The organism is Collinsella aerofaciens (assembly GCF_015670795.1).
GTDB lineage: Bacteria > Actinomycetota > Coriobacteriia > Coriobacteriales > Coriobacteriaceae > Collinsella > Collinsella aerofaciens_Q.
On sequence record NZ_JADPCJ010000028.1, the window covers coordinates 18,645 to 33,453 of the forward strand.

A 14,809-nucleotide genomic window follows, 5' to 3' on the forward strand; every position below is an offset into this window, starting at 1 on the left:
CTTAAATACGCTGTTTGGGCTCGGTGACGATGGCTCGAACGATGCGGGGACGATCGGTGAGGTCGTGGACGATACGCACGTCCGAAAGGCCTGCCTGGCGACAGAGCTCGGCCGCGGCATCGAGGGCGCCCTCGTAGAGCTCGCAGGCAAACAGGCCGCCGGCGCGCAGCATGTAAGGCGCCGCATTGAGCAGGCGGCGGAAGATGTCCAGGCCGTCGGCACCGCCCTCGAGCGCCAAGTCGGGCTCAAAGTCCTTGACCTCGTGCGGCAGCGAGCGCATGACGCCGGTCGGGATGTAAGGTGGGTTGGAGACGAGCACATCAAAGGTGCCCCACTCTTCGCGGGGAATGGAACTCACCAGGTTGGTGAGGCTAAAGGCAACCTCATCTGCCGTGAGGCCGAGGGCGTCGCGGTTTTTGGTGGCCAGATCGATGGCGCGCGGCTCGATATCGGTGGCGGTGCAGGTAACGTGGCCGCGGCGTTCCCAGGCAAGGGAGAGCGAGATGCAACCCGTGCCGCAGCCGACCTCGAGAACGCGGGCGATACGGGGCTCGGCTGGGGCAGGCGCAGCGGCATCCTGAGCCGAAGCCGTCTCCTGGCCGGCACCCTCGATGGCGATGCCGTATTCGTCGAGCTCGGGCTCGGGGGTTTCCATGGCCTCTGCTTCTGCCGCTTCGGCTTCTGCTGCCTGCGCGGCGGCTTCCTCGGCCTCGCGGTCGGCCAGTTCCTCGGCATAGGCGCGGCTACCCAGTACGTCGCCGCCTAGCGCCGCCTCATCGGCAGCCGTCAGGTTAGCGGCGCGGCGCTCGGCGGTCGCCCGTTCGTCTGCCAGCGCGGCCTCGGCCTTGCGGGCCTGCTCGACCTCATCGTTCCAAGGCAGCTCAACACGCTGACGGGCGGCAGCCTCGGGGCTCAGCACCTCGGCATCCAGATAATTGAGGACTTCCTCGACGAGCATCTCGGTCTCGGGGCGCGGAATGAGCACACCGGGGGCGCACGCGACGTCGATCATGCGAAACTGCGTGCTGCCCGTGATGTATTGCAGCGGCTCGCCCTTAGCGCGGCGGACAACGGCCGCATGCATGGTCTCGAGCTGGGCCGCGTTAAGCGTCTCGTCCATACGCATATATAGGTCAATGCGCGCCAGGCCCGTGGCGGCGCACAGCAGCCACTCGGCAGAAAGACGGGGGTGCTCCTCGCCGCGCTCGGCCAGGTACTCCTTGGTCCACTCGAGACAACGCTTGATGGTCCAAATCTCGTTTGCCATGGGGCCCTCCCCTCTTAAGCGCCGGACGGCGCGCGAATGTCGGAGCAGATTGTACGCGAGGCCAGCGCTTGGCAAGGGACAATTGGAAGCGATTATCGAGAATCAGCCCAGAATTTTGCTTGAATCGCAATCGAAGTGTTCATTCGTCGACGTCTAAATCTGCATCCGTCAAGCTTTTGGCAAGGTTGACCCAAAACTGACCAATATCTAACCAAGAACTTGCCACATCACTTGACGCGCGACGCATCAAAAAATGACACGCGACTTCTTGGACGATTTTTTGAGCATTATTTTCGATAGCAGATGAATGCCGCTAATTTCTTTGAGCAGGTAGCCGGCTTAATGGCCATCAAAGCCGATTAAATAACATCTCAAAGCAATGTGCCCAACCTAGTCATTTAAGAACGTCCCCAATGACTAAAATGCCATCACAGCCGACTGAATATAATATCAAGGCAATGTCCCCAATGACTCCCTACGGATCATTTGACAACCAAGAAAACGCCGATGTTTTGGCAATGCCAGCGAGCGACGTCCAGAGCGAACAAGTTGGCATGAAAAAGGCAAGGCATAGACCTTCTGGTCATGCCTTGCCTTTTGAATGACAAATTGTCGCTCTGGGCGGCGCGCAGCGTCGAGCCGTTACGCGGTTTGGCAAAACCGCGTAACCCACTACACAGCCTGTGCCAGCTTCTCGGCTCGCTCGGCGGCGGCGAGCGCCTCGATGACGGTGCCGAGCTGATCGCCCAGAAGGACGCCGTTGTAGGTGGAGTTGAAACCGATGCGGTGATCGGTCACGCGGTCCTGGGGCTGGTTGTAGGTACGGATCTTCTCGGAACGGTTGCCGTGGCCGATCTGGCTCTGGCGCTCGGCACCGAGCTCGGCCTGCTGCTTCTCGAGTTCCATCTCGTACAGACGGGCGCGCAGCATCTGCATGCAGACCTCGCGGTTCTGGATCTGGGAACGCTGCTCCTGCGACTGCACCACGGTGTTGGTGGGCAGGTGGGTGATGCGCACGGCGGAGTAGGTGGTGTTAACGCACTGACCGCCAGGGCCGGAGGCGCAGTAGGTGTCGATGCGCAGGTCGGACTGGTTGATCTGGACGTCGATCTCCTCGGCCTCGGGAAGTACGGCGACGGTAGCCGTGGAGGTCTGAATGCGGCCCTGGGACTCAGTCTTGGGAACGCGCTGGACGCGGTGCACGCCGGACTCGAACTTCATGACGGAGTAGACGCGGTCGCCCTCGACCTTGAACTCGATGGACTTAAAGCCACCGGCCTCGCTGGGGCTGGAATCGAGCACGGTAGTCTTCCAGCCGCGCGACTCGCAAAAGCGCTGGTACATCTTGTACAGATCGCCGGCGAAGATGGCCGCCTCGTCGCCACCGGCGGCGGAGCGGATCTCGACGATGGTGTTCTTGTCGTCGTTGGGGTCGCTCGGGATGAGCATGTACTTGATGTCTTCCTCGAGCTGGGGAAGCTTGGCCTCGTTTTCGGAGATGTCCATCTGGAGCATCTCCTTCTCATCGGCATCGGTGGTATCGTGCAGCATTTCCTTGGCAGCCTCGATGTCATCGAGCGCGCCGATGTACTCGCGCGAGGCGGCAATGAGGTCGGACTGGTGCGCGTACTCCTTGTTGAGACGCGTGAACTCCTTGATATCGGAGGCGACGGCCGGGTCGGAAAGCTTCTTCTCGAGCTCCTCGTAGGCCTTGATGATCTTTTCGAGCTTGTCGCGCATGACGGACTCCTTTATATGCGTGAAGGCGAAAATCGGCAGAATTGATGGGGCGCGGGGCGCCGCTGCGGGGGTAAGTCCAGCTAGAGCATGTCGATCTTCAGATACATGCGCATCCCTTCGCGTATGGGGTACATAGTTGCGGTCTAACCCATATATGATAGCGTGCGCAGGCAAACCTGCATATAACCCGCACGGAATCCGACAAAGGGACAGTCCCTTTGTCGGATTCTAAAGCGTATGGAGTAGGGCGATGAGGAAGCGAACACCCTGGAGGTAGGCGCGGCGGGTGATGCGCTCGTTGGTGCCGTGGACGCCTCGGTCGCACTCGTCATCATCGACCACAAAGGCCGAGAAGCGAATGCACTCAGGGCAAATGTGCTGGTAGTTGGCAGCGTCGGTCGCACCGATCACGGTCGAGGGCACAATTGCCACTGGCTCGAATGATCCGTTTTCCTCCATCCCCTTTGGATCACGGAAATAGCGGACGGCGATGGAGCGAACCGCCTCGAGACCGGGACCACCGATGCGCGGGGACGGCGAGGGTTCGGAGCTGCCGGGGCCCAGCTCCACTTTGACACGACCGGCAAGGTCCGCCCCGGCAACCGCCTCACGGCAGCGCGCCACAACGTCGGCCACGCTCGTGCCCTCGAGCATGCGGAAGTTAATGTTGGCCCACATATCCTGCGGCATTACGTTGGCGCCGGTGCTGCCACCCTCGATCTGCGTGGGCGCGCAGGTGGTCGTCACCAGCGGATAGAGCTTTTTGCTGGCGAGGCAATCGCGGACAATGGCATCCCCGTTGGCGGCAATTTCATCGGCCGTGTAGAGCCCCAACTCGACGAGTTGGGCGGCAAGCAAGTCGGTCACGCGCGTCGGCCACTCGATATCGCAGATTGCGGTGATGGCACGGCTGAGCACCTCGAGTGAAGTGCCCCCGTAGGGGTTGGAGGAATGCCCGCCCTCGCTACGCGTCCTCAACACGATATCGGCGTAGCCCTTCTCCGCGAGATCGGCATGCATAAGCCAGCCCTCGCCCGCGCCGTACTCGGCAGCCGGAACGATGCGGTAGTCGCCCTCGTCGATCAGGTACTCAAGCTCAATGCCGCGCTCTTCGAGCACGCGGCCGATGGCACCCGCACCGAACTGCGTGGTTTCCTCGTCCTGGCCAAAAGCCAGCAGCAGGGTGCGCTCGTGCTCCCAGCCGTGTGCGAGCGCATACTCAACCGCCTCGAGAATGCCTGCGACCTGGTCTTTCATATCGATGGCGCCGCGACCCCAAATATAGGTGTCGTCCACGTGCCCGCTAAAGGGATTGTGCGTCCAGTCTGTCTCGGTGCCCGGCACCACGGGAACCACGTCCATGTGGCCCATGAGCATGACCGGCTTGAGGGCGGGGTCGATGCCGGCAAGCGTCACGAGCAGCGAATGGTCGATGAGCTCGACCTCGCCCGCCGCGAACACGTGCGGCCACGCCTGCTGCATATAGGCGCGCAGGTCGTCGAACGGCTGCCAGTCCACTGCCTCGGCATCCATGCTCGAAATGGTCGGAAACGACAGCACGCGGCCCAGGCGCTCGCACGCGCCGGCCTCGTCTATATCGGCAAAATCGCCCTCATGCGCAAAGAAGCGCCAAACCTCGGCCATGACATCCTTTCGATTGTGATGACGAGGGCCGCCCCACTGGAGCGGCCCTGCCACGTAAGCGTTTGCGGTCGGTTATTTGTCCTCGAGATAACGCGAGAGGAACTCGCGGGTGCGTTGGTGCTTGGGGTTGCCGAAGAGCTCGGCCGGCGCGGCGTCCTCGAGCACCACGCCCTTGTCCATAAAGACCACGCGGTCGGACACCGTGCGGGCAAAGGCCATCTCGTGCGTGACGACGACCATGGTCATGCCGTCGGCAGCGAGCTTGCGCATGACCTCGAGTACCTCTCCCACAATCTCGGGGTCGAGCGCTGAGGTCGGCTCGTCGAACAGCATGATCTGCGGATTCATGCATAGGGCGCGGGCGATGGCCACGCGCTGTTTTTGACCACCGGACAGGCGACCCACGGCGGCGTGCGCGAACTTCTCGAGCCCCACGCTCGTCAGATGCTCCATCGCGACCTTCTCGGCCTCGGCCTTGCTCATCTTTTTGAGCGTGACGGGCGCGAGCGTGCAGTTGTCGAGCACATCCATGTTGTTGAACAGGTTAAAGCCCTGGAACACCATGCCGATGTCCTCGCGCAGCTTGTTGATGTTGCAGCGCTCGGCCGTGAGGTCCTGGCCGTGGAACCAGATGTGGCCCGCGTCCGGGGTCTCGAGCAGATTGAGGCAGCGCAGGAAGGTCGACTTGCCCGAGCCCGAGGCGCCGATAATGGTGACGACCTCGCCGGGGTTAACGGACAGGTCGATGCCCTTGAGTACCTCGAGCGAGCCGAAGCTCTTGCGCAGGCCCTCGACGCGGATGAGCGGCTCATTGGTCTGTGCGGCGGCCGCAACGCCGGTAATGGCGGTATCTGCCATGATGATTCTCCTCGTCTTGAGCCTAGTTGGAGCTGGGCAGCGTGACCGGAGCCTCGGCGCCGAGCTTTTTGCCAAAGGCCTCGAGCAGGCGGCTCGCCACGAGCGTCAGGATCAGGTAGACCACGAGCGCCACGCAGTAGACCTCCATCTGGCGGTAGTACACGCCGGCGACGGTGGTGGTAGCGTACATGAGGTCAAACACGCCGATGACCGAGAGCACCGACGAGTCCTTGATGTTGATGATGAGCTCGTTGGTGAGCGCCGGGATCGCGTTTTTAATGCCCTGGGGGAACACGACTTTGCGCATGGCTTGCCACTGCGACAGGCCCAGTGAGCGTGCTGCCTCGGCCTGGCCGGGATCAATGGACTCGATGCCGCCGCGCAGGACCTCCATCATGTAGGCGGTGGAGTTGAGCGAGATGGTAACGAGGCCGGCGGTGAAGGTGCTCCAAATCTGGTTGGCCTGAGCGGTCTCGAAGCCCATGCCGCGCAAAACGGTGAAGCCCACGTAATAGATGAGCAGGCCCTGGACCATCATGGGCGTGCCGCGCACGATGGTGGAGTAGACGGTCGCAAAGCCGCGGCCGATACTCTTAAAGAAGCGCACCAAGTCGTTGTCCACGCGATCGAAGGTCTGAATGCGCAGGAACACGAAGAGCAGCGCCAGGAAGAATGCGATGACGGTGCCGAAGGTGGCAAGCGCGATGGTGATCTCGATACCGCGAATGAAGAAGTCCCCGCTCTTGTAGGTCATGTAGACCAGGCTCGACAAAAAGTCGCTGGGGTTGGAGTCCGAGACAATGCTCACCTGCACCAGGTCGATAAACGACATGACGCAACGGTCGACAAAGAAAACTGCCGCGATGGCGACCACGACGTAGCTGCCTAGGCGCACGCAGCGACGGAAGCGCTCGGATGCGAACGGCGACTTTTCGCGATAATCGCTCCAATGCATGAGTTTGGTGACGAGCGCCGCCGCCGACACGACAACCCAGGCCCAAAGGATTGCCCAAAGGCAATCCTGGAACACGCCCGTGGGGGCCAAGAAACTCATCGGCGTGGGGTTGCGCTGGCTAAACGCCAGGCCGAGCGCCGCGATGACGCTCGTGCCCAGGTATACATAACGGTGGTCGGCCTTGATAAAGGAGGCCAGGCGATTAATGGTTTTCATGCTGCCTCCCTATGCCGGCTGACGGTCGAGGCACGCATCCCACATTTGGTCGCGCTCCTCTTGGCTAATGCCCTTGAGTGTCTTGTCGATGAGCTTAAGCAGCTTGTCCGAGCCCTTGCGGCAGCCGACGTTTGCCGTGACTTCCTGCTTAAAGCCCTCGCCCTCGGCAAATCGAATCGGCACGATACCCGGGTTTTGGGCCATATAGCCCTTCTCGTTCTCGGTATTGTAGGTCACGGCGTCGCAGGTGCCCTGCAGCAGGTTCGAAAACACCGTGGGGACCGAATCGACCGGGTTCTTGTGGACAACGCCCGGGATCTCGTCGATGACGGTGTCGAGCATGGTGTCCTTTTGGCCGAGGACCGTTGCGCCGCTAAAGTCGCTGAGCTTGGTCGCATTTTGGTAGGGCGAGCCCTCTTTTACGAACAGGCCAAAGTAGCCAATGAAGTACGGGTCGGAAAAGCCGACGGACTCCTCGCGCTCGGGCGTGGCGCTCATGCCGGCAATGATGAGGTCGATCTGGCCGTTGTTGAGCGAATCGATAAGACCCGAGAAGCTCTGCTTGACGGCAACGGGCTCGCCACCGAGGGCCTTGCAGACGATCTTGGCGATCTGCACGTCGTAACCATCGGCATAGGCGCCCTGCACGTTGTCGATGGGGATAGTGTACTTGCTGGCTTCGGAGACCTGCCAGTTGTACGGGGCGTAGGCCGCCTCCATGCCGATGCGGATCTTGTCCTTGCCGATCACGGAATCGGACAGGTCGTCGCGACCGCCGCCCGTCGTGGGCCGAACCACCTTGAGCGTTGACGGGCGCTGGCAACCGGCAAGTGCGCCGGCGACGACGGAAGCGCTCGCAGCAAACGCACTGCCTAAGAAGATACGACGGCTGCACACCGGCTGTGGATGCGCGTCGCGTTGATGGGGAGAATGCATAATCTGCCTTCCCTGTTGAATCGTATGCTGACGACTTAACAGGATATACGCCAGCAACTAGCAGCGCAGCACAAGCTCGAAAAATTAATAGACACGCGGTAGTCATTGGGGACGCCGATGTTTTGGCAATGCCGGCGAGCGACGTCCAGAGCGAACAAGTGGCATGAAAAAGGCAAGGCATGACCAGAAGGTCTATGCCTTGCCTTTTGAATGACAACTTGTCGCTCTGGACGACGCGCAGCATCGACCGAGCGGCGGAACCTCTAGAGCAAGGTAACGCTAAAACTGCGCTTGTCCGTCTCGCCCGGGGCCAGGGTGATGGTGTTGACCTTGTGCTCAAAGACATCGTCCTCGGTGTCCATGGTGGTGTGACCGGTCCAGGGCTCGAGCGCCACAAACGGAGCGTCGTTGGCGGCAGACCACACGCCAATGTACTTAAAGCCCTCAAAGTCGATCTTGACGCCGTGACCCGACTTGCGGCCGCGCAGCGTGAGCGTGGAGCCCGGGGTATCGGTGAACATGATGGCGTCGTTATCGAAGCTGCGGTGCGTGATGGGCAGCACGTCCGAGTTATCGGGAGCCTTGTAACTGCCCTCGAACGTCATGAGGCCATCGGGCGTGATGATGGGGGCCTCGTTGGTCCAAGCCTCGGTAAATGCCAGCTCGTAATCCTCGAACGCCTCGTCCTCGGCACCGGGAGCAGGTACGTTAAATGCGGGGTGGCCGCCCACCGAGAACGGCAGGTCCACGTCGCCGGTATTGGTGACGGCAAAGGTCTGGGTAAGTGTGGCGTCACCAGTCAGGGCATAGGTCATGTTGAGCTTAAAGTGGAACGGAAAGGCCTTGAGCGACTCGGGCGTGTCGGTGATCTCGTACGTTACCGAGGAGCCGTCCTCCGAAACCTCGACCAGCTTGTGCTCGACGATGCGCGCGAGGCCGTGGCGCGGCATCTCGCAGGTGCCAGCCGCAGACGTCGCCGTGTTGTTGCGCAGCGAGCCCACAATGGGGAACAGGATGGGCGCATGCTTGCCCCAAAAGGCGGGGTCGCCCTGCCACAGATACTCGTTGCCGTTGAGGGCAAGGCTCGTGAGCTGAGCGCCCATGGAATCGATGGCCGCGGTGAGGCTGCCGCGCTTGATGGTAGTGACGGTAGACATGCTACTTCCTCCAAAAGTAAACAATAGTGTCGAGGGCTATTGTCCCACTCTTGGCGGCGGGGTTGAGCGACAGGCGCAGTTATTGAGCAATAGCGTAAAGGTCAAACCCGCCCTGCGGAGTGCTATCGACCGTATCGGGCGCCTGCGAGTTAAAGCTCACGGGAACCATGCGCTTTGAGGCGCGGAAGCGCGTGCCGTCGGTGGCGACGGGCGGTTCGTCGACGGTGAGCTCGTAGTCGCCGGGCTTGAGCTCGATGCCGTCACCAGCGGAATTGACGTATTGATACTCGTCAATCGTCTGCCCTTTGAGCGTACGCCCCACGATGTGGATGAGCATTTGGCTGTCGCCACGCGCGGTGTCCCACATCGCGCCGTCCTTGACCTCGACCGACACATGTACCGAGCGCGTGCGGCTGAGCGATTGCTCGACAGACATCTCGACCTTGGCGGCGTCTTGACGCTGCTGCTCGACATGGCTCCAAACGCTACCGATTGCCGAGCAGGCGATAACGCCGGCCATGAAGGCGATGAGGATGGGGCCGAGCGGAGAACGGCGGCCCGCGTCTTCCTCACGAGCCAGGTCGGGGCGATGTGTGGGCGCAGGCGCCTGGGCGCCTTGCGCGGGCACGTCGAGAATGCTGAAGGATGCCGTGCTGTCGGGGTCGATGGTGTGACGCGGCTGCGGGATCTTTGCCGGCGAGATGGACATGTCCGCCGGCTCACCGAGTGTGGCCGTGGCATCGGCCTTAGCCTCATCGGCCTCGGCTTGGGCCCAAGCCTGCTCAAAGGTCAGGGGCTCGGCGGCATCGGAGGCGGCATCAGGCTCGACAGCGGCATCGTTGCCGGTCTCGTCCTCGTCGCTCGACACGTCACGCGACGCGGGCTCGTCCCACTCATCGTCCGGAGCCTCGCCCTCGCTATACCACCATTCAAAGTTATCGATATCCATACGGGGCGCCCCTTAGGCCTCGCAAATAAACACTCGCTAGTCTTATACCCCCAGACGGCACCGAAGCTCACCCGCGCCGGACACGAAAACCGTCACAACATTCGACGTTTTTCCTCGTTTTCGAGATTTTCATCGAATGTTGTGACGGTTTAGGCGGCAGCCACGCCGCGAATGTGACAAAGAGACTGTCCCTTTGTCACATTCTGTTAGAGTTGCAGGGATTGAATCCCGCTTATTCACGCGACATTGGAGTGACAACCTTGACCGCCGCAACCACGCCAAAAAGTAAGTCAACCGCCGCCGCGCTCTCCCCCGTGCGCACCAAGCTCTGCCTGGCGCTGCTCGTGTTGTTAGGCTTTTCGCTCGGCTGTTCGGAGTTCGTGGTCATCGGCATCGAAAGTGACTTGGCGACGGAACTCGGCGTATCGCTTGCCACCGCAGGCCAACTTATTAGCGTGTTCGCACTGATCTACGCTATCGCGACGCCGGTGCTCGCGCTCAGCACGGGGCGCTTCCGTCGTTACCAACTGCTCGTGTGCTATAGCATCGTCTTTGTGCTCGGCAATCTGGTCATGGCGCTGGCACCCAACTTTCAAGTGCTGTTCGCCTCGCGCATCATCTTGGGCTCCGTCTCGGGCGCACTGCTCGCCGTGGGCGTGACGTATATCCCCGAGCTGCTGTCCCCGCAGCAGACCTCACTCGCCATCTCGGTGGTGTACGGCGCGTTTTCCGTGGCAATGGTCTTTGTCACTTCGATCGGCAAGTTTGTGGCCGACACGCTCGACTGGCACGTGGCCATGTACGGCACGCTGACCTTTGCCGTTCTGATCTGCGGAGCGCTCGTGATGTTTATGCCGCGCGCTGGGCAAACCGACGAGCCCGCCACCTTTCGCGAGCAGGCGGGTCTGCTACGCGAGCCGAGCATCGTCACCGGCATGCTCATCTTTTTGTTTGGCGTGGGGTCGGTCTACGTTTTCTATGGCTACGTGACGCCTTATCTTGAGCAGGTGCTGGGCATGGGCACGGTCGAAGCCAGTACCACGCTCATGGCCTACGGCGTGTTCTGCCTGATCTCGAACATCCTGGGCGGATGGATCGATGCGCGCTTTGGCATGAAGGCGCTGCTTGTGACGTTCGTGCTGCAGGCTGCGGCGTTACTCGGGCTGTTTGCTGTGGGCGGCACCATGCCGCTCGCGCTGGCCTTTGTCTTTAGCTTGGCGCTGCTCATGTACTTGTTCTCGGTGTCGTGCATCACGCACTTCATGGACGTGGCACGCAGCCGCCATCCCAAGTCGATGGTACTCGCAAGTTCGGTTGAGCCCATGGCGTTTAACGTCGGCATCTCGTTTGGCACCGCAGTGGGCGGCGCCGTGGTAAGCAGCATTGGCATTGCGCACGTAGGCGCAGTGGGTGCCGCGTTCTCGCTTGTGGCCTGGGTGCTTACGCTGGTGACGATTAAGTTGGCTCGCTGGGAACGCAAGAGGGCGATGGCGCAGGCGTAGATGCGATACTCGAGCTCGATGATGGCGATCGAAAGGAAACCGCATATGCAACGTGTACTGTTCATCTGCTATGGAAACATCTGCCGCTCGACGATGGCCGAGTCGGTGTTTACCGAGCTCGTGCGCCGCGCTGGGCGCGAGGCGGAGTTTGCCATCGATTCCGCGGCGACCTCGACCGAGGAGATCGGCAACCCGCCACACCACGGTACCGTTGCCAAGCTACGCGAGGTCGGGATTCCCGTCGTCGCACATCGCGCACGTCAGGTGCGTCGCGCGGAGTATGGCGACTGGGACCACATTGTCTATATGGACGACGAGAACGCCCGCGCCCTGTACCGAATTTTTGGGAAGGACCCCGATGGCAAGATCTCGCGCCTGCTCGATTGGACCGATCGCCCCGGCGACGTGGCCGACCCCTGGTACACCGGCAATTTCGACGCCACCTACCGCGATGTACTCGCCGGTTGCACCGCCATGCTCGAGCAGCTGTAGGCGCTCGGGCGGCGCGGGCACACGGGCCACGCCATCGGCATAAAACGAGCGTGGATTTTCTCCCACTTTGAGCGTTCGAGTGCGCTCTAAACGGGAGAAAATCCACGCTCGTTATCTCGGTGGGAGAAAATCCACACTCATGAATGTGACAAAGGGACTGTCCCTTTGCCACATCCGGGACCGGCCCTAGACCGGCTTGACCTCCAGCTTTATCCCCTCGGCGCAGGAGTCGCCCAAAACATCCGAAAGGGCCCAGGTCGCATATAGCGGCAAATAGAGAACCGCTCCGTTGCGCTCAACGTTGCCTCTCGAGAAAACAATCCCGAGCCTTACGCCATATTCAGCCGTATCAAGCACATGACCGAACGCAGCGTGCGCGTGGTAATAGGAGCCCGATTTAACCTCGATCGGAACAGCCGTCCCATCCGGTCCGTCGACCACAAAGTCCACTTCACCGCGCTTTTTTGTCTGATAGTAGTAAAGCTGGCGATTTTGGGCAGCCAGCTGCTGGGCCACCACGTTTTCGTAAATGCCGCCCAGATTGGGCTCCTTGCTATCAAGATACGCCGCTTGGGCGACTCCAACGGGGTAGCGCGCCATCAACATGCCCGTATCCGATTGGTATAGCTTGAACTGCGATGGCCGTGCCGTCTTGAGCAGGGGCGACTTTGGCTCGGTTACGATATCGGCTTTGAGAGCAACGCCGGCATCGACAAGCCAGACAAAATCTCGCTGGTACTTCTCATAATGCGCCTTGGGGTCAATGGAATTGAGCACGAAACGCTTGTGTTCGCCCTCAAGCATAATGGGGAGCTGATCGTAGATGCTCTGCACCTGAAGGGCACGCCCGCTTGCATACTTGGAAATATCCCGTCGGTACTGTTCGTTGAGCTCTGACTGTAGCTGACGAACAGAGGCAAGGTCGCCCTGCGTGTCAAGGAAACGCTGCACGACCTCCGGCATTCCGCCGACAACGGTATAGGTCCTGAAGTTTGCCATCATCGCGTCATGAATGTAATCAGGAATGGGCCTCTCGCTGATACACGCGTTACGTATCGTTTGGCGAGCCCCCTCGCTCACCCCGGTTGCCCAGCAAAACTCCTCAAAATCGAGCGGGAACATCCTAAGCTCGTGGACATACCCCACGGGATAGGACCTGACGCCCTTGAACTGAGTCCCGAGCATTGACCCCGAAAACGCCCAGCGGCACCTCCCGTCCTCAACAAGGAACTTTGCCATCGTCATGATGTCGGGGGCCTCTTGGACCTCATCGATAAACACGAGCGTTTTGCCTGGTGCAATCGACTTTCCCGAAAGAAGCGTCACCCTGCTGATGAAATCATCGGCATCCCGCGCCTCGAGAAGAGCATCTTTTGCCTGGCGATTTTCCATGAGGTTAAGCTCGATGTAGGTTGCATGGTTGGCTTTGCCAAATGCGCGAATCGAATAGCTTTTGCCAATCTGGCGAGAACCCGTAATGAATAAGGCCTTTTGCTCGGCAGACTTCAGCCAACGCTCCAGCTCTACCGCTATTTTCCTGCGCAGCATAGGCTCTCCCCTCAGTGTCATCAAATTAAATGCAAAGTTTTATACGCTTGATTATCGATGAAACGCAAAATTTTTAGAACCTAAAATCGGATGAAATGCAGAGATTTGAGATTACAAGCATAATAGAAGGGGCACCACCGGCGAATGTGACAAAAGAACTGTCCCTTTGTCACATTGCGCTCGGCTACTCGTCGACGATCTCGGCGAGCCAGACGTTCAGCGTATCGACTTCGGGGCAGCAGAACTTTGCCGTGCCGGGCTCGTTGCCAGGCACGGTTCCGCCATAGCGCAGGATATCGATATAGGGAAAGCCCACATGGCAGGCCATGGCGCACATCTTGCCGCGGTCTCGGTCGAAGTCAAAAACGTCGCCCGGCTTGTGACCATGGTGGCAGCGGCACGCACCCAGCTGGTCCACGCAGCTTACGCGGATACGCGGACGCTTGCCACGTGGCACGCCGAGCGGCTTGTTCTCGCCCGCAGGCTTGATGCCGCCCTCGCCGGCATTACTCATGGTCAACCACATCCAGGCAGGCCTCGATGGGAAGGCCAGCCGACTTGTCCTCTTGGTCGGCATTGCGCTCGATAAGCTCAGCCACCACACGCATGGCATCGGACGTCGCGCGCTGCAGACTCCAACCTGCCATAACGCGGCCGACGAGCACCGCCGAGAACGTGTCGCCCGTGCCCGGGAAGTAGACCGGGATCAGGTCGAAGGGAATCGTAAAGTACTCCCCCGCCACATGGTCGTAACCGATGACGACATTCGCACCGTCGACCACAGCGCTCGTAATGACCACCGACTTGGCGCCCAGGGCACGCACGGCATCCACAAGAGCGCGGCCCTTATCGGGCGTGATTTGCTCGGCAATGGGCGTATCGGTGAGCAGGCACGCCTCGGTGTAGTTTGGCACCGCATAGTCGGCGCACTCGAGCAGGCTGCGCATGAGACCGATCGTGGACTCGGGCACGCCGGCGTAGAGCTTGCCGTTGTCGCCCATGATGGGGTCGACGAACACCTTGGTGCCCTTTTGCGCACGGCGGTGGCAAAAGTCCGAGATGATGCGCGTCTCTTCCTCGGTCACGATAAAGCCGGTGGAGATGGCGTCGAACTCAAACCCGAGCTCCTCCCAGATAGCGAGGCTCTGGCGCACGTACTCGGTGGTGTCATGGATGTAGAACTTGGGATAGTTGAGCGTATCGGACACCAGCGCCGTCGGCAGGTTGTGGATGCGATAGCCCATGTGCGACAGCACCGGCAGCATGGCGGAAAGCGCAACCTTGCCGTAGCCGCACATATCGTTGATCAGCAGCAGCTGAGTATTCTTCATGAGGGTCTCCCTTGGTTTGGGCACGGCGCAGCGGCGCCACAGTGCGACTAAGTGTAGCGCAGGGGACGTTGTGAACGGGCGCAGGCGCCGCGGAGGCCACATTGTTGCGGAAAGGTTACGGAAAGGAGGAAGTTAGTCATTGGGTGTTCCTATAGTTTTGTCAACCGTCGGGGCTACTCCCGGTAGGGCACCCGGTCGCGCATCACGGCGTATA

General features: G+C 60.6%; 13 protein-coding genes. 2 read left to right on the top strand and 11 right to left on the bottom strand.

What is annotated here, in order from left to right:
* Position 1 precedes the first annotated feature (1 nt).
* From I4W09_RS08500 to I4W09_RS08535, 8 genes are all read right to left on the bottom strand, one after another.
* Entirely contained in the window at positions 2-1,267 is a 1,266-nt protein-coding gene (locus tag I4W09_RS08500) for a N5-glutamine methyltransferase family protein (protein WP_196033594.1), read from the bottom strand.
* Positions 1,268-1,939: 672 nt separating this feature from the next.
* Positions 1,940-3,007 (bottom strand): peptide chain release factor 1, encoded by a 1,068-nt coding sequence (gene prfA / locus I4W09_RS08505; protein ID WP_055252487.1) that lies wholly within the window; start codon positions 3,005-3,007, stop codon positions 1,940-1,942.
* A 228-nt stretch (positions 3,008-3,235) separates the two neighbouring features.
* Positions 3,236-4,651 carry a M20/M25/M40 family metallo-hydrolase gene (locus I4W09_RS08510; protein WP_196033595.1) on the bottom strand — a complete coding sequence of 472 codons (1,416 nt, stop codon included), beginning with the start codon at positions 4,649-4,651 and terminating at the stop codon, positions 3,236-3,238.
* Positions 4,652-4,723: 72 nt separating this feature from the next.
* Positions 4,724-5,509: an amino acid ABC transporter ATP-binding protein gene (locus I4W09_RS08515; protein ID WP_196033597.1), complete on the bottom strand. Its 786-nt coding sequence runs from the start codon at positions 5,507-5,509 to the stop codon at positions 4,724-4,726.
* A 22-nt stretch (positions 5,510-5,531) separates the two neighbouring features.
* Positions 5,532-6,680 carry an amino acid ABC transporter permease gene (locus I4W09_RS08520; protein ID WP_196033599.1) on the bottom strand — a complete coding sequence of 383 codons (1,149 nt, stop codon included), beginning with the start codon at positions 6,678-6,680 and terminating at the stop codon, positions 5,532-5,534.
* A 9-nt stretch (positions 6,681-6,689) separates the two neighbouring features.
* The gene (locus tag I4W09_RS08525; RefSeq protein WP_196033601.1) at positions 6,690-7,616 is read right to left on the bottom strand and encodes a transporter substrate-binding domain-containing protein; all 927 of its coding nucleotides are present in this window, start codon (positions 7,614-7,616) and stop codon (positions 6,690-6,692) included.
* 263 nt (positions 7,617-7,879) lie between these two features.
* Positions 7,880-8,773 carry an aldose 1-epimerase family protein gene (locus tag I4W09_RS08530; RefSeq protein ID WP_196033604.1) on the bottom strand — a complete coding sequence of 298 codons (894 nt, stop codon included), beginning with the start codon at positions 8,771-8,773 and terminating at the stop codon, positions 7,880-7,882.
* A 79-nt stretch (positions 8,774-8,852) separates the two neighbouring features.
* Positions 8,853-9,722, bottom strand: a complete 870-nt coding sequence (locus I4W09_RS08535; RefSeq protein ID WP_196033606.1) for a hypothetical protein — start codon at positions 9,720-9,722, stop codon at positions 8,853-8,855.
* A 251-nt stretch (positions 9,723-9,973) separates the two neighbouring features.
* Here I4W09_RS08535 and I4W09_RS08540 point away from each other — a divergent pair, with 251 nt between their 5' ends.
* A complete protein-coding gene (locus I4W09_RS08540; protein ID WP_371732509.1) occupies positions 9,974-11,224 on the top strand; it encodes an MFS transporter in 1,251 nt (416 codons plus the stop codon).
* A 45-nt stretch (positions 11,225-11,269) separates the two neighbouring features.
* Positions 11,270-11,716: a low molecular weight protein-tyrosine-phosphatase gene (locus I4W09_RS08545; protein WP_035138777.1), complete on the top strand. Its 447-nt coding sequence runs from the start codon at positions 11,270-11,272 to the stop codon at positions 11,714-11,716.
* A 186-nt stretch (positions 11,717-11,902) separates the two neighbouring features.
* Here the strand turns inward: I4W09_RS08545 and I4W09_RS08550 are convergent, their stop codons facing one another.
* From I4W09_RS08550 to I4W09_RS08560, 3 genes are all read right to left on the bottom strand, one after another.
* Positions 11,903-13,264, bottom strand: coding sequence for an ATP-binding protein (locus tag I4W09_RS08550; protein ID WP_196033608.1), 1,362 nt, complete (start codon positions 13,262-13,264; stop codon positions 11,903-11,905).
* Positions 13,265-13,448: 184 nt separating this feature from the next.
* Complete coding sequence (locus I4W09_RS08555) at positions 13,449-13,778, bottom strand: TIGR04076 family protein (RefSeq protein ID WP_230318744.1); 330 nt, start codon at positions 13,776-13,778, stop codon at positions 13,449-13,451.
* The gene (locus tag I4W09_RS08560; RefSeq protein WP_196033610.1) at positions 13,771-14,595 is read right to left on the bottom strand and encodes a PfkB family carbohydrate kinase; all 825 of its coding nucleotides are present in this window, start codon (positions 14,593-14,595) and stop codon (positions 13,771-13,773) included. The genes I4W09_RS08555 and I4W09_RS08560 overlap by 8 nt, the downstream gene beginning before the upstream one ends.
* Positions 14,596-14,809: the final 214 nt, after the last annotated feature.

Bases quoted from the DNA above. Each gene is read 5' to 3' on its own strand.
- I4W09_RS08525 (WP_196033601.1), bottom strand. From the start codon at position 7,616: ATGCATTCTCCCCATCAACGCGACGCGCATCCACAGCCGGTGTGCAGC.
- I4W09_RS08535 (WP_196033606.1), bottom strand. From the start codon at position 9,722: ATGGATATCGATAACTTTGAATGGTGGTATAGCGAGGGCGAGGCTCCG.
- I4W09_RS08500 (WP_196033594.1), bottom strand. From the start codon at position 1,267: ATGGCAAACGAGATTTGGACCATCAAGCGTTGTCTCGAGTGGACCAAG.
- I4W09_RS08510 (WP_196033595.1), bottom strand. From the start codon at position 4,651: ATGGCCGAGGTTTGGCGCTTCTTTGCGCATGAGGGCGATTTTGCCGAT.
- I4W09_RS08515 (WP_196033597.1), bottom strand. From the start codon at position 5,509: ATGGCAGATACCGCCATTACCGGCGTTGCGGCCGCCGCACAGACCAAT.
- I4W09_RS08560 (WP_196033610.1), bottom strand. From the start codon at position 14,595: ATGAAGAATACTCAGCTGCTGCTGATCAACGATATGTGCGGCTACGGC.
- I4W09_RS08545 (WP_035138777.1), top strand. From the start codon at position 11,270: ATGCAACGTGTACTGTTCATCTGCTATGGAAACATCTGCCGCTCGACG.
- I4W09_RS08530 (WP_196033604.1), bottom strand. From the start codon at position 8,773: ATGTCTACCGTCACTACCATCAAGCGCGGCAGCCTCACCGCGGCCATC.
- I4W09_RS08555 (WP_230318744.1), bottom strand. From the start codon at position 13,778: ATGAGTAATGCCGGCGAGGGCGGCATCAAGCCTGCGGGCGAGAACAAG.
- prfA (WP_055252487.1), bottom strand. From the start codon at position 3,007: ATGCGCGACAAGCTCGAAAAGATCATCAAGGCCTACGAGGAGCTCGAG.
- I4W09_RS08520 (WP_196033599.1), bottom strand. From the start codon at position 6,680: ATGAAAACCATTAATCGCCTGGCCTCCTTTATCAAGGCCGACCACCGT.
- I4W09_RS08550 (WP_196033608.1), bottom strand. From the start codon at position 13,264: ATGCTGCGCAGGAAAATAGCGGTAGAGCTGGAGCGTTGGCTGAAGTCT.